The 18,178-nt window shown below is 63.6% G+C and carries 18 protein-coding genes; 7 read left to right on the top strand and 11 right to left on the bottom strand.

The genetic code is table 11. The features are described from left to right. Window positions 1-160 precede the first annotated feature (160 nt). Entirely contained in the window at window positions 161-1,606 is a 1,446-nt protein-coding gene (locus NKH95_RS08815) for a sodium:proton antiporter (protein ID WP_050592679.1), read from the top strand. Here the strand turns inward: NKH95_RS08815 and NKH95_RS08810 are convergent, their stop codons facing one another. The 8 genes from NKH95_RS08810 to gcvA all read right to left on the bottom strand — a co-directional run bounded on the left by NKH95_RS08810 (window position 1,607) and on the right by gcvA (window position 10,612). Further along, the gene (locus NKH95_RS08810; protein ID WP_023810733.1) at window positions 1,607-2,341 is read right to left on the bottom strand and encodes an ABC transporter ATP-binding protein; all 735 of its coding nucleotides are present in this window, start codon (window positions 2,339-2,341) and stop codon (window positions 1,607-1,609) included. Beyond that, a complete protein-coding gene (locus NKH95_RS08805; protein WP_352440577.1) occupies window positions 2,338-3,066 on the bottom strand; it encodes an ABC transporter ATP-binding protein in 729 nt (242 codons plus the stop codon). The genes NKH95_RS08810 and NKH95_RS08805 overlap by 4 nt, the downstream gene beginning before the upstream one ends. Continuing rightward, the gene (locus NKH95_RS08800; RefSeq protein ID WP_352891356.1) at window positions 3,063-4,025 is read right to left on the bottom strand and encodes a branched-chain amino acid ABC transporter permease; all 963 of its coding nucleotides are present in this window, start codon (window positions 4,023-4,025) and stop codon (window positions 3,063-3,065) included. The genes NKH95_RS08805 and NKH95_RS08800 overlap by 4 nt, the downstream gene beginning before the upstream one ends. Then, a complete protein-coding gene (locus tag NKH95_RS08795) occupies window positions 4,022-4,903 on the bottom strand; it encodes a branched-chain amino acid ABC transporter permease (RefSeq protein WP_352891355.1) in 882 nt (293 codons plus the stop codon). The genes NKH95_RS08800 and NKH95_RS08795 overlap by 4 nt, the downstream gene beginning before the upstream one ends. A gap of 214 nt (window positions 4,904-5,117) precedes the next feature. Continuing rightward, the gene (locus NKH95_RS08790) at window positions 5,118-6,422 is read right to left on the bottom strand and encodes an ABC transporter substrate-binding protein (RefSeq protein ID WP_352891354.1); all 1,305 of its coding nucleotides are present in this window, start codon (window positions 6,420-6,422) and stop codon (window positions 5,118-5,120) included. Window positions 6,423-6,550: 128 nt separating this feature from the next. Next, the gene (locus tag NKH95_RS08785) at window positions 6,551-7,999 is read right to left on the bottom strand and encodes a hypothetical protein (RefSeq protein WP_352891353.1); all 1,449 of its coding nucleotides are present in this window, start codon (window positions 7,997-7,999) and stop codon (window positions 6,551-6,553) included. 197 nt (window positions 8,000-8,196) lie between these two features. Next, the gene (gene pncB, locus NKH95_RS08780; protein WP_352891351.1) at window positions 8,197-9,501 is read right to left on the bottom strand and encodes a nicotinate phosphoribosyltransferase; all 1,305 of its coding nucleotides are present in this window, start codon (window positions 9,499-9,501) and stop codon (window positions 8,197-8,199) included. Window positions 9,502-9,637: 136 nt separating this feature from the next. Beyond that, window positions 9,638-10,612, bottom strand: a complete 975-nt coding sequence (gcvA, locus tag NKH95_RS08775; RefSeq protein ID WP_352891350.1) for a transcriptional regulator GcvA — start codon at window positions 10,610-10,612, stop codon at window positions 9,638-9,640. Between the two features lie 206 nt (window positions 10,613-10,818). Between gcvA and speB the strand changes: the two genes are divergently transcribed. From speB to NKH95_RS08755, 4 genes are all read left to right on the top strand, one after another. Further along, a complete protein-coding gene (gene speB, locus NKH95_RS08770) occupies window positions 10,819-11,880 on the top strand; it encodes an agmatinase (protein WP_352891349.1) in 1,062 nt (353 codons plus the stop codon). A gap of 78 nt (window positions 11,881-11,958) precedes the next feature. Further along, window positions 11,959-12,765, top strand: a complete 807-nt coding sequence (locus NKH95_RS08765) for a transporter substrate-binding domain-containing protein (RefSeq protein WP_352891348.1) — start codon at window positions 11,959-11,961, stop codon at window positions 12,763-12,765. Between the two features lie 6 nt (window positions 12,766-12,771). Then, the gene (locus NKH95_RS08760; protein ID WP_023810724.1) at window positions 12,772-13,428 is read left to right on the top strand and encodes an amino acid ABC transporter permease; all 657 of its coding nucleotides are present in this window, start codon (window positions 12,772-12,774) and stop codon (window positions 13,426-13,428) included. Beyond that, window positions 13,425-14,072 carry an amino acid ABC transporter permease gene (locus NKH95_RS08755; protein WP_128304213.1) on the top strand — a complete coding sequence of 216 codons (648 nt, stop codon included), beginning with the start codon at window positions 13,425-13,427 and terminating at the stop codon, window positions 14,070-14,072. The genes NKH95_RS08760 and NKH95_RS08755 overlap by 4 nt, the downstream gene beginning before the upstream one ends. Window positions 14,073-14,110: 38 nt before the next feature. Here the strand turns inward: NKH95_RS08755 and NKH95_RS08750 are convergent, their stop codons facing one another. The 3 genes from NKH95_RS08750 to NKH95_RS08740 all read right to left on the bottom strand — a co-directional run bounded on the left by NKH95_RS08750 (window position 14,111) and on the right by NKH95_RS08740 (window position 16,908). Further along, window positions 14,111-14,926: an oxidoreductase gene (locus tag NKH95_RS08750; protein ID WP_352891346.1), complete on the bottom strand. Its 816-nt coding sequence runs from the start codon at window positions 14,924-14,926 to the stop codon at window positions 14,111-14,113. A 93-nt stretch (window positions 14,927-15,019) separates the two neighbouring features. Then, window positions 15,020-16,285 (bottom strand): beta-ketoacyl-ACP synthase II, encoded by a 1,266-nt coding sequence (gene fabF / locus NKH95_RS08745; protein WP_352891345.1) that lies wholly within the window; start codon window positions 16,283-16,285, stop codon window positions 15,020-15,022. A 44-nt stretch (window positions 16,286-16,329) separates the two neighbouring features. Further along, complete coding sequence (locus NKH95_RS08740) at window positions 16,330-16,908, bottom strand: TetR/AcrR family transcriptional regulator (RefSeq protein WP_127297537.1); 579 nt, start codon at window positions 16,906-16,908, stop codon at window positions 16,330-16,332. 80 nt (window positions 16,909-16,988) lie between these two features. Between NKH95_RS08740 and NKH95_RS08735 the strand changes: the two genes are divergently transcribed. Then, window positions 16,989-17,348 carry a hypothetical protein gene (locus NKH95_RS08735; protein WP_023810720.1) on the top strand — a complete coding sequence of 120 codons (360 nt, stop codon included), beginning with the start codon at window positions 16,989-16,991 and terminating at the stop codon, window positions 17,346-17,348. Between the two features lie 84 nt (window positions 17,349-17,432). Next, window positions 17,433-17,891: a nuclear transport factor 2 family protein gene (locus tag NKH95_RS08730; RefSeq protein WP_128304215.1), complete on the top strand. Its 459-nt coding sequence runs from the start codon at window positions 17,433-17,435 to the stop codon at window positions 17,889-17,891. Window positions 17,892-18,178 lie beyond the last annotated feature (287 nt).

The following is an 18,178-nucleotide window of genomic DNA, read 5'->3' as shown; positions in this document are numbered from 1 at the left end:
ATTGTCGCCTTCGGTGAAGGTCCCCCTCACCCGGATTGCCAGCCGAATTGCGAAGGGCAATTCGGGGCGATCCGACCTCTCCCCTAGGGGAGAGGAGGCTGCCGGCGCCGAAGCTCGTCTCTTCTCCCCAACGGGGAGCAGGTGGCCGCGTAGCGGCCGGATGAGGGGGCCTTTTTCATATCCGATTCCCCTGTTGGCTGCATGCGCTGCGATAATTGCCGCTACGCTGTTTCCGGCACAAGCTTTCGCGGCGGAGGAACACGGCCTGCCCGGCGCTTCGATGTCGCTGTGGTGGGCGCTGCCCTTTGCCGGGCTGTTGTTGTCGATCGCCACCGGTCCGCTGCTGTTTCCTCATGCCTGGGAGCATCACTACGGCAAGATCGCGGCCCTTTGGGGCGCTCTGGTGGTCCTGCCGCTGGCGGTTGCCTTCGGTGTCCCCACAGCGACCGAAGCGGTGCTGCATGCGTTGCTCACCGAATACATGTCGTTCATCATCCTGCTGTTTGCGCTGTTCACCATTTCGGGCGGCATTCTCATTGCCGGCAACATTCACGGCACGCCGCTGGTGAATGCAGGCCTGCTGCTGGTCGGCGCGCTGCTGGCATCGGTGATCGGCACGACCGGTGCCTCGATGATCCTGATCCGGCCGATCATCCGCGCCAACGACAACCGTCCGTTCAACGCCCATGTCGTGATCTTCTTCATCTTCCTCGTTTCCAACATCGGTGGCTCGCTGACGCCCTTGGGCGATCCACCGCTGTTCGTCGGCTTCCTCAGAGGCGTCGATTTCTTCTGGACGACCGCCAACCTCTGGCGCGAGACGCTGTTCGTCGGCGGTGCCGTGCTGACCGTCTTCCTGGGCATCGACATCATCCTGCACCGGCGCGAGGCTGGCGCGCCGAAGATCAAGGATCCGACACCGGATACCAAGGTGCGTCTGCGCGGCCTGGCCAACCTTCCGCTGCTGGCGGGCGTGATCGGCGCCATCCTGCTGTCGGCAACCTGGAAGCCGGGCGTCAGCTTCTCCGTGTGCGGGGTCAGCCTGGAACTGCAGAACCTGGTGCGCGACGCTCTCATCCTGGCGCTTGCCCTCTTTTCACTTGCCATTTCGCGCAAGGAATACCGCGAAGCCAACGGCTTCAACTGGGGTCCGATATCGGAGGTGGCGAAATTGTTTGCCGGCATCTTCATCTGCATCGTGCCGGTCGTCGCTATCCTGAGGGCCGGCCATGAGGGCGCGCTGGCGCCGCTGGTCGCCCTCGTCACTTCGCCTTCGGGCGGGCCCAATGACCTCGCCTATTTCTGGCTGACTGGGGCGCTGTCATCCTTCCTCGACAATGCGCCGACCTATCTGGTGTTCTTCGAGCTTGCCGGCGGCGACTCCCGGCACCTGATGACGGAATTCGCCTCGACTTTGGCTGCGATCTCGGCCGGTGCGGTGTTCATGGGCGCCAACACCTATATCGGCAATGCGCCGAACTTCATGGTCTACGCCATCGCCAGGCATCGCGGCGTCAAGATGCCGGGCTTTTTCGGCTATATGGCATGGTCGGGCCTGGTACTGATCCCGACATTTTTGGGTGCGGGTTTTCTGTTCTTCGGCTGATCAGCCCACGCCGACATAACGGCGCACCGCCGACGGGTCGGCACGCAATTCCTCGACATCGACCGTCTCGCGGTTGCGGCCGTTTTCGATGAAGGCAACATGGTCGGCGACAGAAAGCACCGCATCGACACGCTGTTCGACTAGGATGGTCGAAACGCCCATGTCGCGCAGCTTCGACACCGTCTCGCGGATCTTGGCGATCATCGACGGCATCAGCCCTTCGGTCGGCTCGTCGAGCAGCAGCACCTGCGGCTCGAGGCAGAGCGCGCGCGCCATCGCCAGCATCTGCTGCTCGCCGCCGGACAGTGTGCCTGAACGTTGCCGCAGCCGCTGGCGCAGCAACGGAAAGAGGTCGAGCACGTTTTCACGCGCCGCCTTGCCCTTGCCGCGCGCCATCAGCCCGATCTCGATGTTCTCCGCCACCGTCATCTCGGCGAACAGCCGCCTGCCTTGGGGCACATAGGCGACGCCGGCCTTGGGCACCTCATGCGCCGGCAGCCCGGTCAACTCTTGGCCAGCCAGTTTGATCGAGCCGGCGCTCGAGGGAACCAGCCCCATGATGGCTTTGAGCGTCGTCGTCTTGCCGGCGCCGTTGCGGCCGAACAGGCACAGCACCTCGCCCTTGTTCAGCACCAGGTCGAGGCCATAGAGCACCTGGACCTCGCCATAGAAGCAGTCGAGCCCCGAGATGGTGAGTGCTTGAGACGTCGCCTCGGCCTTGTTTGTCTCGGTCATGGGGCGGTCCCCAGATAGGCTTCCTGCACCGCCACGTTCCCGCGGATTGCTTCGGGCGTGCCTTCGGCGAGGATCTTGCCGGCGTTGAAGACGGTGATGCGGTCGGCCAGTTGCATGACCACGGGCATGTTGTGCTCGATCAGAAGCACGGTGGCGTTTTTGGCGATCTCGCGCGCCAACGTGATGAAATTGTCGATCTCAGAGTCGGCCAGGCCTTGCGTCGGTTCGTCGAGGATCAGCAGGCGCGGCTTCAGCGCCAGGCCCATCGCCACTTCCAGCAGGCGCTGATGGCCGTAGGACAATTGGCCGGCCGGCATGTGGGCACGATCGGCTAGGCCGGTGCGTTCGAGTGCTGACATGACAGCGGCCTGTATCGCGCTCTTGGAATGGCTGCCATGCCGCAGCGTCAGTTGCGCGGGCAGCGCGACGTTGGCGTAAACGGACAGGTTGGCATAGACGCTGGTGAGCTGGAAGGTGTAGGCGATGCCCCTGCGCACCCTGACATAGGCTGGCAGATTGGTGATGTCGGCGCCGTCGAAGACGATCATGCCGGCAGACGGCTGGATGCGGCCGCTGACAAGGCTGACGAAGGTGGTTTTCCCCGCCCCGTTGGGGCCGATGACGGCGCGGATCTCGCCCGGCATCAGCGCGAAATCGACATTGTCGACGGCGCGCAAGCCGCCAAAGTTGCGCGACAGGCCCTTGGTGGTCAAAAGCGGCATCATGGCAGCCACCCAAGCCAGCGCTGGCGGATGCTGCCCAGAATGCCTTTGGGGAAAAACAGCACCAAAAGGATGAGCGCGATGCCGACGATCAGCAGATAGGCGGAGGTGTAGCCGCTGGTGATGTCGATGACATAGTACATGAACAGCGTGCCGATCAGCGGCCCAAGTGTAGTGGCAGCACCCCCGAGCAGCACCCAGAGCAGCGGCAGGATCGAATACTGCACCGAAGCGAAGCTCGATCCGACATAGCCGAACAGCAGTGCATAGGCGGCACCCGAGGCCGCGCAGATGATGCCGGAGATGACGACGGCGGCGAGCTTGTTGGAGAAAGTGTCGTATCCCAGCATCTTCGTCCGCTCCTCGTTCTCGCGGATGGCGACCAGCACGCGGCCATAGCGGGAGCGGACCATGGCCAACTTGACGAGAAGCACGGTCGAAAACAGCCCGAGCGCTGTCAAGTAGCGCACCGTTGGATTGGTGAGCTCGAGCGATGTCGTGCCGAAGCTAAGCACCCGCGCCGGCTGCGGGACGACCATGCCCTGGTCGCCGCCAGTCCACGTCGCGAAATAAAGAATGAGGAGATAAAAAACCTGGGCGAACATCATGGTGACGATCATGAAGGCGACGCCCGAGGTGCGTAGCGCCAGCAGGCCGATCACCAGCGCCAGCACAGCGCCGCAGGCAATTCCGCAGAGGAAGGCCGCTGGTACGCCCCAGCCAAGCTGGATGACGGCGAGGCCGGCGCCATAGAGCCCGGCGGCAAAGAACATGGCGTGGCCGAGGCTAAGCAGGCCGACATAGCCGAACAGCATGTTGTAACCCATGGCAAAGACCGCCAGCACCATGATGCGGGCAAGCAGGCCGTGATAGTACTCCGGCAGCACGAAGCTCAGCACGAAGAGCAGCGCGATGACGCCGAGATGCAGGGCATAGGCTTTTGCCGGCGAAGCTTCGCTCATCGCGATGCCGTCCCGAACAGGCCTTGCGGGCGGAACACCAGCACCATCGCGACCAGCAGCGTTGCGATGATCTTCGCCAGCGTCGGCGAGAAGAACATCGAGATGATGCCGTCGGAGAGGCCGATCAGCACGGCGGCGACGACCGTGCCGCGCAGCGAGCCGAGACTGCCGATGATGACGACGATGAAGGAGAGCAGCAGCGGATCCTGTCCCATCAGATAATGCGCCTGGCTGATCGGCACGATCAGCACCGCGGCAATGGCCGCCAGCATGGCCCCAAGCGCGAAGACGCCGCCATAGACACGGCCGACAGGGATGCCGAAGGCTTGCGCCGTTTCGCTGTCATACTGCGTGGCCCGCATGACGAGGCCGATCCTGGTGCGGGTCAGCACCAGCCATGTCGCGGTGAGCAGCAGCGCGGAAGCGGCGATAACAGACAGTTTGTAGCCGGAGTAACCGAACCAAGGCAAAAGGATGCGATAGCTGAACGGCGGCTCCACCGGCCGCGCCTCCGGGCCGTAAAAAGTCAGCGCCAATTGCTGGATGATGTAGAGCATGCCGATGGTGGCGACGATGGTGGCTTCCGGATTGTAATTGAGCCGGCGCAGCACCAGCCGTTCGGCGACCAACGCAATGGCGCCGACGATCAGCGGCGCAATGACCAGCGCCGCCAGGAAGCCGAGCGCAGGGTGACCGCCGATGGCCGTGGTGATCCCCCAGGCGAGCACCGCGCCCAGCATGAAGAACTCGCCATGCGCGACATTGACCACCCGCATGACGCCGAACACCAGGGACAGCCCGAGCGCGGTCAGCGCCAGCACCGCGGATGTGACGAGGCCTTCGAGGGCGGCGAGGAGAAGGTGGGGACCGAAGTGCATCGGCTACGCACCGGCGGATGCGCGAGGCACCCCCCTCTGTCCTGCCGGACATCTCCCCCGCAAGGGGGGAGATTGGATGTCCTCACTGGTTTCGCCAACCATCAACGCTCGCAGATGGGCGCCGCCGCACGAACTGCCGATCTCCCCCCATGCGGGGGAGATGTCCGGCAGGACAGAGGGGGGTGCCTTGGCGCTCACGCTGCTGAAGCTAACCTCACAGCGCCTGCGTCGTATAATCCCCCTCGGCCTCGTAAAGCCCGTCCTCGATCTTGGTCTTGTGCACGACCTTGAGCTTGCCGCCTTCGACCTTGGAGATGTTCTGGATGCCAAAGCACTGGTGGATCATGCCGTTGAAGATTTTCGGCCCCTGCGGATGCTCCGGACCTTCGGCGAATTCGGTCAGTGCTTCGGTCGCCTCGACCAGCTTGGCGCGGTCTTCCGGGCCCTTGTAGCCGGCATCTTCCATCGCTTTCTTGACGACGTAGAGCGTCTCCCAGCAGCCGAACATGTGCGCGGCAGTGGAGACGTCCTTGGGATCGCCGACGGCAGCGCCATTGTCGTCGATGCCGACAGCGGTGCGGTAGGCCTTCTGCGCTTCGGAATCATCGGCCTGCGCATAGCGCGGCGAGCCTTCCCAGAAATGGCTGCCGTCGAGGAATTCGAGGCCGGGGCTGTTGATGTCGGTGGCCTCGAGCGAATCGATGAAGCCGAACAGTTGCGGCCGGTTGGAGCCGTAGAACTCGCCGAGCTCCTTGACGAAGGTGAGCACGGCCGGGCCAACCATGACGTGGTAGATCACCTCGGTCTCGGCCGGGATCTGCGGGAAGTATTTGGTGAAGGACGATTCCGTCGGCGGAATGGCGATCTGCGCGATGACCTCGGCGCCTTGCGCCTTCAGTGCCGGCGGCAGGTAGTCGCGATGGTCGTAGCCGAAAGCGAAATCGGGGAAGATCTGCGTCACCTTCTTGCCGGCATTGGCCGCGATCCACGGCGCCATCGACTGGATCTGGCTCTTCACGTCGGTGATGCCGGGCTGGAAGACATAGCGGTTCAGCTTTGTCGAGGCGACGTGATGGCCTTCGCTGACGACGAAATAGGGCATCTTGTTTTCGCCGGCGGCGGGCGCCGAGCCGATGACGACATGCGAGAACAGCGTGCCGAAGACGATGTCGGTCTTGTGCTGGGTGGCGAACTTGCCGACCACCTCGGCGCCACGGCCGGGATCGGTGCCGTCGTCCTCGATGATCACCTCGACCTGGCGGCCGTTGATGCCGCCAGCGGCATTGATCGCCTTGACCGCGGCAGCCGTGGTCTTCTCGTACCAGCGGCCGTAGGCAGCGCCGATGCCGGTGCGGTGCGACTGGAAGCCGATCTTGATCGGCGCCGAGCTCTGCGCCTGGGAATAGCGGACGAAGCCGGGGGCCAGGCCGAGGCCGGCGCCCGCGGCCAGACCCTTCAGCGCCGTGCGGCGGGTGAGCGTGGATCTGGAGAGATCGAAAAACCCATTCTTGTCAGTCACGGCAGTTCCCCTGTTCTTGAGTTTTGACTGGCTGTAACGAGGCAAAAAATCGCATGTATACAAACTAAATCACCAAAGCCCCGACGTGGCAAGCGGGCTTTCCCCGAAGATATGTTGGTCGCCTTTTCTCACCCTGCGGTCGGCGTGGCAAGCAACCAGAGGCCGAAGACGGTGTAGGCGATCATCAGCAAGGTGAGCGGGAGCTGGCTGAGTGCCGCGCGGGAGGGCTGTGGGTGCAGGCGCCAGGCGAAGCCGTGAGCGACGAGGACGGCGAGCACATGGCCCAGGATGATGGCGCCGGCCTGGATATTCCACAGCCACCACGCAGAGTCCGCCCCCGCAACGATGCCGGTCTCGATCTGCATGTCGGCGGTGTCGAACAGGTTCCAGCCCATCGCGAACGGATCGGAAAGTGCCGCGAGCGCATATTGGCCGTCGACGAGCAGCGCCGTCAGATAATGCGCAACGTGATAGGCGAGCGCGATCGGCACGATCGACCACACCAGCAGGCCTGCGGCCTGGCCGAGAGTGTGATCGCTGCCGGCAAGACGCTGGCCGAGCCGGACGGCAAGCAGGAACACCGCGGCCAGCAGCGCGAATGTCAGGATCAGCCCGAAAGTGCCGCTGCCGATCAGCGCGGTGCGGCCGGGAAATTCGAGTGGGTTGATACCGAACAGGCCGAGCCAGAAGAAGGTCTTCGACAGGCCGTCGAAGGATACCGACGACAGGGCTAGTAGCAGGAAAGCTATGCCGCTGGCCGGCAAGGGCTCCGCGGCCAGCAGCTTGGCGCCGGGCCGGCAAAGTGCAAGCCGGCCGTCTTGGTTGCGTTCGACCACGGCGAAGCGCGCCACTATCGAGAAGAAAACCGTCAGGAATTCACCGCTGCGGCTCCAGCCGCGATAGCCGAACGCCAGCATGGCAAGGAAAGAGAACAGCCAGTAGAGGCCGGCGGCCAAGGCCAGTCGCGCCGGATCATCCGGAGCCGGATCGACAAGTTGCAACCAGGCAAAGGCGAAGAACAGTACTACAGCCGGCCAGCAGCCAATCCATCGCGGGAGACGCCATCTCCCTTCATTGTTTCCGCCCGACAGGCGCGAGGTAAGGCGCCACGGCCCATACCAGGGGTTCAGCCATGACCAGAGATCGCCGAAGACACCTTGCAGCAACGTGACGCCGGCCCATAGCAGCGTCCAGATCACCAAAGGCAGAGGGTTGGAAAGCGGGTCGCGGCTGCCGAAAAGGCCGGCGGCGATGAGAATTGCAAAGCCGGCGAAGGATAGCAGGCTGATGGCGGCGCGGGTGGCGTCTCTGAGGGCAAACAAAGGCAGGCGCCGGCGCCAGAAACGGTCGAGCAAATCCGCAGGCAGCAGCGCCAGGACGAGGAAGCTAACGGCCACGGCGAAGGCGCCGCCGACCAGATAGTAGCCGGTCGGCAGGAGCAGGACATGGCCGCGATCGGAGGCGTGCGCGAAGGCCGGGGTGGGGAGGGATACGAATAAGCAGATGAAGCTTGTGATCAAGAGGCGATAACCTTCGCCGCCGCGATCCTTCACACCCCCCTCTGGCCTACCGGCCATCTCCCCCGCAAGGGGGGAGATCGGATGTCGCCCAGGCTTTCGCCAATCTTCAACTTCGGAGAAAAAGGCGGACTGGTCGAAGCGGCCAATCTCCCCCCTTGCGGGGGAGATGTCCGGCAGGACAGAGGGGGGTGGGCGGGAACTCAAGCTATCCGAGATTCCATCTTTGCCGGCGATGCAAGGTCGTCCATCACCGCTCACACCTTGACCAGTTGCTCCACGCGGTCCTTCTCGCCAAAGATCCTGAGATACCGCTCGATCTCTTTCACATCACCCGTCGCCTTGGCCGGATTGTCGGAAAGCTTGACCGCCGGCTTGCCATTGGCCTCTTTGACCTTGCAGACCAACGATATCGCGTCCAGCCTGTTGGTTTCCGTTGGCGCGCAGCCTTCGAAATCATTGGTCAGATTGGTGCCCCAGCCGAAGGACATGCGCACCTTGCCCTTGAAATGGCGGTAGGTCTCCTCGATGGTTTCGACCTCGAGCCCGTCGGAGAAGATCAGCAGTTTCTGGCGGGGATCCTTGCCCTTGTCGCGCCACCAGGACAGGATTTTTTCGCCGCCTTCGATCGGTGGCGCGCTGTCGGGGCGAAAGCCCGTCCAGTCGGCCACCCAGTCCGGCGCGTCGCGCAGGAACGACGCGGTGCCGAAAGCGTCGGGCAGCACGATCAGCAGATTGCCGCCATAGTAGCGCTGCCAGTCCTGCAGCACCTTGTAGGGTGATTGTTTCAGTTCCTTTTCCGAATTGGCCAGCGCGGCGAACACCATCGGCAATTCATGCGCGTTGGTGCCGAGCGCTTCAAGGTCGTTGTCCATGGCCAGAAGTACGTTGGAGGTGCCGGTGAACGCCTCGCCGATGCCTTCCTTGAGCGCTTCGACGCACCAGCGCTGCCACAGGAAGGAATGGCGCCGGCGCGTACCGAAGTCCGAGATGCGGATGCCGGGCAGCGCCTTCAGCCGCTCGGTCTTGGCCCACATCTTGGATTTGGCGCGGGCATAGAGCACGTCGAGCGCGAAGGGCCCGAACGCCCGCATGGCCGCGCGGGATCGGAGTTCGTTGATGATGGCGAGAGCCGGGATCTCCCACAGCGTGGTGTACATCCACGGCCCGCTGAAGGTCAGCTCATACTGCCCGTCGCGCTTCGACAGCTCGTACTCGGGCAGCCGGAAGCCTTCCAGCCAAGCGAGGAATTCCGGCTCGAAGATCTGCTTGCGGCCGTAGAAATTGTTACCGCCGAGCCAGATCATCTCCTTCTTGGAGAAGCGCAGCGTGCGGGCATGGTCGAGCTGTTCGCGCAGTTCGCTCTCGTCGATCTCGTCGGCAAGGCGCACCGAAGTCGTGCGGTTGATCAGCGAGAAGGTGGTGTCGACCTTGGGATACATGCCCCAGATCATCTGCAGCATCAAAAGCTTGTAGAAATCCGTGTCGAGCAGGCTGCGCACGATAGGATCGAGCTTCCAGGTGTGATTGTAGACGCGCCGCGCAATATCGGTCTTAGCCATGTTTCAACACCGCCTTCGCTGCCTGCCATCCACAATCGCGACAGGCCTCATAGCATCGAATCGGCCGGAACGCTGCCCGCTTTCAGGCTGGCCCGACAAAAAGAGCTGCCTGCATGCGGCGGCGCGCAGCCTGGCATCAGCCTGCGGATTTGGCGCCCATCACCCTGAGCGCCGGACGCTTGCGGCGGCTGACGATGCGGCCGGCCACAGGGGCGTCGGCGCGCCCGTCATCCCCGGCCTTCTCGGCGAACAGCCAGTCGATGAACACCTGCACGATCGGCGTCGTCCGCATCTCGTTGCGGCAGACGACATAGAAATCGTCGACCGCCGGCACCGACAGGCTGAACGGCGCGACCAGCATGCCCCTGGCCAGCAGCGCGCTTGCCGTCACCGAGTCGCCCAGCGCCACGCCATGGCCGTGCACCGCCGCCTCGGTCGCCATGCGCGCATCGCCGAGGTGATGGCGGCGACCCCGCTCTAGGTCCAGCGCATCGGCCGCCGCCAGCCAGGTGTGCCATTCGCGGCCGTCATCGCCATGCAGGAAGACATGGTCAGCGAGATCCCTGACGCTGCGGATCGGCCGGTTGTTGATCAGTGTCGGGCTGACCACGGGAAACAGTTCGAGGCCCGACCATTTGCGCATCCAGCAATCGGCCCAGCTGCCGTCGCCATAATGCACGCAGACATCGATGGTGGGCGCCCGCAAATCCTTGGGATCGTTGGAAGGAATAAGCGTCAGCCTTATGTCGGGATATTGCGCCATGAAACTGCCGAGCCGCGGTGTCATCCACAACAACAGAAGCGCCGGCACGCAGGAGACCGAAAGTGTGCCGCTGCTCGCCGGCCTTGTCATGCGCTGGGTGGCGGCCGCGATGCCGTCGAAGGCGGTCGACACTGCCGGCAGAAGCTCCGCGCCATGCGGTGTCAGTTTGACCCGCTGACCGACCCGCTCGAACAGCTTGACACTGAGCGACTGCTCAAGCGCCTTGATCTGGTGGCTGACGGCGCCATGCGTGACATTCAGCTCATTGGCCGCCTTGGTCAGCGAGCCATGCCGGGCCGTTGCCTCGAAGGCGCGCAGCGGATTAAGCGGTGGCAGGCGTTTGGTCATGGGTATCAACTTTATTGTGAGATTTTCTCACAGAAAGCACCCTAACAATATCAATTGATTTTTCAATGCCGCTGCCAGACACTGGCCTGGAACAGCATCAAGACGTGAAATCTGCAGGCAGCCAGCGGGACAGCGGCCCGGCCGGATGACGGTCGGTTCGCAGGCGTCACCCGCGTCGGCACTGTATCAGCCCAGGAGGAGCGGACATGGGATACGATCGCGGCAAGCTCGACGCGTTGCGTCGCAAATATGGTGAAAGCCATGGCGGCGAGATGTTCGACCCGAAATTCCGCAAGGTCGCCGACAAGATCTTCTCCAAAAGCGGCACGCGGCTGGCGCCCTATTCAGGCATCCCGACCTTCCTCGCCGCGCCCTACCGGGAAATATCGGCCGACAATCCGGATTTCGGCGACCTTCAGGTAGCGATGATCGGAGTGCCGATGGATCTCGGCGTCACCAACCGGCCAGGCTCGCGCTTCGGGCCGCGAGCGCTGCGCGCCATCGAGCGCATCGGCCCCTACAATCACGTGCTGGAATGCGCGCCCACACATGAGCTCCGGGTCGCCGACATCGGCGACACGCCGTTTCGCAGCCGCTACCGGCTTGAGACCAGTCATGAGGATATCGAGCGCCGCACCAACCAGATCGTCGATGCCGGCGTCATCCCGCTTTCGATCGGCGGCGACCATTCGATCAGCCACCCGATCCTAAAGGCCGTCGGCAAGAAAGCTCCGGTCGGGTTGATCCATATCGACGCCCACTGCGACACCAGTGGCCTGTTCGACATGACCAAGTTCCACCATGGCGGCCCGTTCCGCAACGCGGTGCTTGACGGCGTGCTCGACCCGACGCGCACGATCCAGATCGGCATCCGCGGCTCGGCCGAATATCTGTGGGAATTCACCTACGAGTCCGGCATGACCGTGGTGCATGCCGAGGAGGTGACCGGTATCGGCATTCCGGCCATCATCGAGAAGGCGCGCAGAATAGTCGGCGACGGCCCGACCTATGTCTCCTTCGACATCGACAGCGTCGATCCGGCCTTCGCGCCCGGCACCGGCACGCCGGAAGTCGGCGGGCTGACGACACGCGAGGTGCTCGAACTGCTGCGCGGCCTCAAGGGTCTCAACATCGTCGGCGGCGACGTCGTCGAGGTGGCGCCGCAATACGACTCGACCACCAACACGGCGCACGCCGCGGCACAGGTACTGTTCGAGATCCTGAGCCTGATGGTGTTCAGTCCGGCGATCACAGGCAAGGGCGCCTGACTTTCAGAAAAGCAAAGGCGGCCGCCGCGCTGGAGCCGGCGGTCGTGTCAAACAAAGCGTCCAGACAGGGGAATAACAATGACAATCCGCAAGACATTTGCCTCCATCACCGCCGTGCTGATGCTTGGCACCGCCGGTTTCGGCTTCGCCACACAAGCCGCAAGCGCCGATGCGCTGGCGGACATCACCAAGGCCGGCACCATCAATGTCGGCGTCTTCGCCGACTTTCCGCCCTTCTCCTCGGCCAGCGCCGATATGAGCCTCAAGGGCTATGACATGGACGTCGCGCAATACATTGCCGACACGCTCAAGGTGAAGCTCAATCCCGTCGCCGTCACCGGCCAGAACCGCATCCCGTATCTGAACGACAAGCGCGTCGACATCCTGATGAGCGTCGGCTACTCGAAGGAACGCGAACAGGTCATCGACTTCGCCGCCGCCTACGCGCCCTACTACATCGCCGTGATCGGTCCGGCGGCACTGACGGTCAAGGGCAAGGAAGACCTCGCCGACAAGTCGATCGCCGTCAATCGTGGCACGCTGGAAGACACCTCGCTCACCGAGGCAGCACCGGCGTCGGCCGACATCAAGCGCTTCGACAACTACAATTCGGTGATCCAGGCCTTCATCTCCGGCCAGACGCAGCTGATGGTCGTCGGCAACGATGTCGGCGCGCAGGTGCTGGCCAAGCAGGATGCGCTGAAGCCGGAGCAGAAGTTCCAGCTTCTGACCTCGCCTTCGCATATCGGCCTCAACAAGAACGAGGACGGCCTGAAGAAGGCCGTCAACGATGCGGTCGCCAAGATGCTGGCCGACGGCAAGCTGGACGAAAGCTCGAAAGCCTGGCTGAAGACGCCGCTCAATCCCGAAAACCTCAAGGATTGAGTTTCCGTGGCCTTTGCCTGGCTCCCGGATGCTCTGGGCGACATCGCGCACGGCGCGGCCACGACGATCCTGCTGATCGCCGTGACCACGCTTGCCGGAACGCTGCTCAGCATCCTGGGTGCCGCGGGGCGACGAAACGGCCCGGTTCTGCTCAAGCGGGCAATCGCCTGTTACGTCGAGGTGATGCGCAACACGCCGTTCCTGGTGCAGCTGTTTTTCATCTTCTTCGGGCTGCCCAGCCTCGGCATCCGGCTCGACCCGCTCCTGGCCGCCATGCTGGCAATGACGCTCAACATGGCGGCCTACACCATCGAGATCGTCGGCGCCGGGCTTGACGCCGTGCCTGGCGGGCAGACGGAAGCAGCGCTCGCATTGGGCTTGCGGCCACGCCAGGTCTTCATCAAGATCGTGCTGCCGCAGGCACTCAAGATCATCTATCCCGCGCTGACCAGCCAGATCGTCATCATGATGCTGGAGTCGGCCGTGGTGTCGCAGATCGCCGTGCGCGAGCTGACCTACGAGGCCGACATGCTGCAGGCACGCACCTTCCGCTCTTTCGAGACCTATTTCGTCGTGACGCTGGTCTATCTCGCTCTGTCGATGGCCTTGCGCCGGCTGCTGGTGTCAGGCGGGCGCCGTGCGCTCGGAGCCGGCGTGTCATGATCGAGTTCACCTTCTGGGACATCGTGCGCAACCTGCTGCTCGCTGCCCGCTGGACGGTGCTGCTATCGCTGGCCGCCTTCATCGGCGGCGGCATCGTCGGCCTGGTCGTGCTGTTCTTCAGGATCGCCAAGAACAAGTGGAGCAGGCGTGTTGCTTCCGGCTACATCGCCCTGTTCCAGGGAACGCCGCTCTTGATGCAGCTGTTCCTGATGTTCTTCGGCCTGCCGATGCTCGGCCTGCGCATCGAACCGTGGACGGCGGCGGCGCTCGGCCTCACCTTCTTCGCCAGCGCCTATCTCGCCGAGATCTGGCGCTCGGGCGTCGCGGCGCTACCCCTCGGCCAATGGGACGCCGGCGCCAGCCTTGGCCTGCACTATCTGCAGGAGCTGAGGCTGATCATCCTGCCGCAGGCCTTTTCGATCACCCGCGCACCCACCGTCGGCTTCCTGGTTCAGCTGATCAAATCGACCGCGCTGACCTCGATCATCGGCTTCGAGGAACTGGTGCGGACCTCTAACGCCATCAACAATGCGACCTTCGAACCGTTCAAGGTCTACGGGCTGGTGGCTCTGATCTTCTTCGTCATGTGCTTTCCGCTGACGCAATACGCCCGCAGGCTCGAGAAACAGGCGGCTGCCCGCTGACGCGCCAAGGCAGATGTCCTTGCGGTTAGCGCTCGATTTCAGGCCGGCAGCCCAAGCTGCTTGCGCAGGCTCTTGTCAAATGCGGACGCGGGGACGAAACGGCGCAGGAAACTGACCTGGCGCGCCATTTTTCCCGCCGCATAGCGTTTCTTCGGAGCGGGATCGGTTGCAGCGGCCAAAACGGTCTTGGCGACCACTTCGGGCGCATCCCCTTTTTCCATCGCCTTCCGCACTGATGTGGTCATGCCGGCACGCGCGGAGTCATAGATCTCGAGCGATTGGTCGGGAGCGGCAAGATTGTCCTCGAATGATGTGCGGGTATAGGCGGGCTCCACCAGCGAAACGCGGATGCCGAACGGGCGCAATTCGTGATCGAGCGACTCCGAATAACCCTCGATGGCATGTTTGGTCGCTGAGTAAAGCGCGAAATAGGGAGCGGGGATGAACCCCTGCACTGAACTCAAATTCACGATTCTGCCCTTCCCTTGGCGTCGCATTGCCGGCAGCACCGCGTTGGTCACGCGCAAGACGCCGAAGACGTTCACTTCGAACAGCGCCTTGGCCTGGGCGGTCGAGGACTCCTCCGCGCCGCCAAACAGGCCCATGCCGGCATTGTTGACAAGCAGGTCTACGCGTCCGGCCTTGGCCAGAACGTCATCGACCATTGTCGCGACGGACGCGTCGTCGGTCACGTCGCAGGTCAGCATGGTCACGCCGGCGGATTGCTGGGAGGCCGCGCGACGGCTGGTTCCGAAGACGCGAAAGCCGGCGCCTAGCAATGCGTCGGCGGTAGCGCGCCCGATGCCGGAAGACGCCCCTGTCACCAAGGCGACGCCGGGATTGGTCTTGTTCATGGAAATCGTGTCCTTCTTTGCGTTGGATCGGATTGGGAAAAGCATGAGAGGCCGGGGCAAAGGGCGTTGGTCATGACTGCGTCCGGCTACCGGTTAGTTCCAGCGTCTGAACAGGGCGCTGGCATTCACGCCGCCAAAGCCGAAGCCATTGGAGATCGCGTACTCCATCTCCATCGGCCGGGGCGCGTTTGCGACGAAGTCGATGCCGTCGCCGGCCGGATCGGCCTCGCCCAGGTTGAGGGTTGGCGGAGCAATCTGATCCCTGAGCGCCAGGATTGCGAAGATCGCACCAAGCCCGCCGGCCGCTCCGAGCAAATGTCCGGTCGCCGATTTCGTCGCACTGACAGCTATCGCGAAATCGCGCCCGAACACGCTCTTGATCGCTTCGATCTCACCCAGGTCGCCGACTGACGTGGAGGTCGCATGCGCATTGAGATGACGAACCTCGCGTGGCGAAATCCCTGCCTGGGCAATCGCGATCTGCATGGCCCGGCGCGCGCCGTCGCCGTCCTCCGGCCCGGAGGTGACGTGGTGGGCATCCGCGGTCGTGCCGTAGCCGACGAGCTCAGCCAACGGCTTTGCGCCGCGCGCCAACGCGTGGCTCAACGCCTCGATGACCAGCACGCCGGCTCCTTCGCCCATGACGAAGCCATCCCGCGATGTGTCGAAAGGGCGCGAGGCTTGAGCGGGTGCCCAATTAAAGCCGGTGGAAAGAGAGCGAGCCGCGGCGAACCCGCCGAGACTGACGGTGTTGATGCACGCTTCCGTTCCGCCACACACGGCGATGTCGGCTTCGTTGGCGCGGATCAGGCGGGCGGCGTCGCCGATCGCCTGGATGCCCGCCGCGCATGCCGTCACCGGTGCGCCGAGTGGACCTTTGAAACCATGACGGATCGAGATGTGGCCCGCCGCGAGGTTCACCAGGAAGGACGGCACCGTAAAGGGAGACAGGCGGCGGGCGCCACGCAGGTCCACCGTGCGCACCGCCTCGGTGATGGCGGGGAACCCGCCGATTCCTGAAGCGATGATCGTGGCCGTGCGCAGGCGCTCCGTTTCCAGGGCAGGCTTCCATTGCGCCTGCGCAAGCGCCTCTTCCGCCGCCGCCAACGCGAAGAGAATGAACCGGTCCACCTTGCGCTGATCCTTCGCGGATAGGACGGCATCGGCATCGAAACCAGTCTCCGGATCTTCGCCCAGGGAGGGAACCACGCCGCCAATCTTGACCGGCAGCTCTCCCACCACATCGTCCGGAAGCCTGCGAACGCCGGACCGGCCGGCAAGCAGGCGTGACCAGGACGCTTCGACATTGGCGGCCAGGGGCGTGACCGCTCCCATGCCCGTGACGACAATCCGTTGCATCTGCTCTCCTGTCCTTGGTGTGCCGGCGGCGCTGCTCGCGCCGTTCAAGTGGCGACTGCTTCGCGAACCTGATCGGCCGCCGCATCCAGAAAAGCCCGCGCAAGGTCGGGATCGTTGACGACCCGCGAGAGCACGACCGCGCCGACCATCGTCGAGAGAACGGCCATTGCCTTTTTTCCGCTCTTTTCGCTGTCGCCCTCGCCAACCCAACCGCCGAGCATCTCAAGGTACGCCTTGATGCCGTCTTCGAATGACGCCTTCACCTCGGCACCCTGCCTGGCTGCATCCGAACCGAGCGCAACGACCGGGCAGCCGTCCATCTTTTCCCTGCGATGGTCCATGCTGAGGTAGAATGAGATCACCCCGTCGAGCGGGTTCCCAGGATGTGCTGCGGTCGCGGCCGACCATTTGTGGGTGGCGCTTTCCATCGCCCGCCTGGACGCCAGCGCCGCCAGATCGTCCTTTGACTCGAATTGCTTGTAAAAGGCACCCTGGGTCAGCCCGGCACCCTTCATCAGATCCTTGAGGCCGATGCCGTCAAAGCCGCGCTCCCGAAAAAGCCGGCTTGCCACATTGATCACGGTCTCGCGGTTTTCCGCGGCCTGAGTGCGACTCACACGCATCGTCATCTCCTTTTTTAGATTGCATTCGTAATCTATACTCTATATAGAGGGTGAACGCAATCTAAAAAAGGACAAATGAGATGATCCGCAAAACCCTGAGCGCCTCGCTCCTGGCGGCGCTGTTTCTTGCAACCCCGGCTCTCGCCGAGGAAGCCACCATCGGACGCCCGATCGAAGGTGGCAGCCTGCACCAGGGACACCTGGACATGGTGGCCTACTACGTTCCGCGCGGCGACCTGCTTGAGGTCACCGCCACTTTCGCACCGAAGACCGGGGGTGATCCGCTGCGGTTCGTCATGGGCCTCGCCAACAGTGACGCCGTGGCGTTTTCCATACCGGGCCACCCGGGCTCGCTCTACGCGTTCTCAAGGTCCGGTAAGGAAGTGACGGTCTCGACCGGGACCGGCACATCCCTGCGAGCCGATGCGACAACGCCCTGACCTGGCGCGCAGGCCGCGGCCGCGCGATGCTGGCCGGGGCTCTCGCGTCCGATCACGCCATCCCAATGAGCCTGGAGAGGTCACATGCTTTACAGCTATTTTGTCGAGAAATCGATCCGGCAGAGCTTCGACGACGTCAACAACCATCGCTGGGACGCGGCGGTGAAGGCCATCGCGCCGCATGTCCATCACCGGGTTGGTGGCGCCCACGCGCTTGGTGGGGAGCGCCACGACAAGCAAGCCCTGCGCCGGTGGTTCGAGCGCCTCGGCCGTGTTCTGCCCACTCTCCATCTCACGGTCAACCACGTCTGGGTGAAGGGCTGGCCGTGGCATACCACCGTGTTTGCCCAGTGGGATGGCACCGCAACCCTGCTCAACGGCGATACGTCCTACGTCAACCATGGTCTCCACGTGTTCACGCTACGGTGGGGCAGGGTTCATGCGCTCGAGGAGTTTTACGATTCACAGGCGGCGGCGCGCGGTCTCGCCGCCCAGGCCGCAGCCGGCCTCGAAGAAGCTGTCGCCGAACAGATAACAAGCTAGCTGAAGCGCGGTCCGAGGACCAAGGTTTAAGGGCCGGTCGCGCTGATCTTTTTCGTCGCGTGCCTTCCGCCTGCGCAGTATGCGCGGAGGGTCGGGAAGCGAGCGCCGGCGCTGGACTGCAAGCCAGGAAACCCAGTGCGGGAGCGCAGCGCTGCATCGATGCCGGTGCTGTCGCGGCAACGGTCGAGCCGAGGCAGGCATATAGCTTTCCTGCTAGGAATAGGCCTTGACATCTTGCCGTTCGAATTGTCCATTTGATGCTTGACCGGGCCGAACGGGGCGGCGAG

Origin of the sequence: Mesorhizobium sp. M0848 (genome assembly GCF_040319805.1) — a bacterium.
Classification (GTDB): Bacteria; Pseudomonadota; Alphaproteobacteria; order Rhizobiales; family Rhizobiaceae; genus Mesorhizobium.
Note: the sequence above shows the minus strand (reverse complement) of the source record. Positions and strands in the feature narration are given on the sequence as shown.

What these genes read in the sequence shown, in the direction of transcription:
- NKH95_RS08815 (WP_050592679.1), top strand. Translation starts at nt 161, where the DNA reads ATGAGGGGGCCTTTTTCATATCCGATTCCCCTGTTGGCTGCATGCGCT.
- NKH95_RS08810 (WP_023810733.1), bottom strand. Translation starts at nt 2,341, where the DNA reads ATGACCGAGACAAACAAGGCCGAGGCGACGTCTCAAGCACTCACCATC.
- NKH95_RS08805 (WP_352440577.1), bottom strand. Translation starts at nt 3,066, where the DNA reads ATGATGCCGCTTTTGACCACCAAGGGCCTGTCGCGCAACTTTGGCGGC.
- NKH95_RS08800 (WP_352891356.1), bottom strand. Translation starts at nt 4,025, where the DNA reads ATGAGCGAAGCTTCGCCGGCAAAAGCCTATGCCCTGCATCTCGGCGTC.
- NKH95_RS08795 (WP_352891355.1), bottom strand. Translation starts at nt 4,903, where the DNA reads ATGCACTTCGGTCCCCACCTTCTCCTCGCCGCCCTCGAAGGCCTCGTC.
- NKH95_RS08785 (WP_352891353.1), bottom strand. Translation starts at nt 7,999, where the DNA reads ATGGCCGGTAGGCCAGAGGGGGGTGTGAAGGATCGCGGCGGCGAAGGT.
- pncB (WP_352891351.1), bottom strand. Translation starts at nt 9,501, where the DNA reads ATGGCTAAGACCGATATTGCGCGGCGCGTCTACAATCACACCTGGAAG.
- gcvA (WP_352891350.1), bottom strand. Translation starts at nt 10,612, where the DNA reads ATGACCAAACGCCTGCCACCGCTTAATCCGCTGCGCGCCTTCGAGGCA.
- speB (WP_352891349.1), top strand. Translation starts at nt 10,819, where the DNA reads ATGGGATACGATCGCGGCAAGCTCGACGCGTTGCGTCGCAAATATGGT.
- NKH95_RS08765 (WP_352891348.1), top strand. Translation starts at nt 11,959, where the DNA reads ATGACAATCCGCAAGACATTTGCCTCCATCACCGCCGTGCTGATGCTT.
- NKH95_RS08755 (WP_128304213.1), top strand. Translation starts at nt 13,425, where the DNA reads ATGATCGAGTTCACCTTCTGGGACATCGTGCGCAACCTGCTGCTCGCT.
- NKH95_RS08750 (WP_352891346.1), bottom strand. Translation starts at nt 14,926, where the DNA reads ATGAACAAGACCAATCCCGGCGTCGCCTTGGTGACAGGGGCGTCTTCC.
- fabF (WP_352891345.1), bottom strand. Translation starts at nt 16,285, where the DNA reads ATGCAACGGATTGTCGTCACGGGCATGGGAGCGGTCACGCCCCTGGCC.
- NKH95_RS08740 (WP_127297537.1), bottom strand. Translation starts at nt 16,908, where the DNA reads ATGCGTGTGAGTCGCACTCAGGCCGCGGAAAACCGCGAGACCGTGATC.
- NKH95_RS08735 (WP_023810720.1), top strand. Translation starts at nt 16,989, where the DNA reads ATGATCCGCAAAACCCTGAGCGCCTCGCTCCTGGCGGCGCTGTTTCTT.
- NKH95_RS08730 (WP_128304215.1), top strand. Translation starts at nt 17,433, where the DNA reads ATGCTTTACAGCTATTTTGTCGAGAAATCGATCCGGCAGAGCTTCGAC.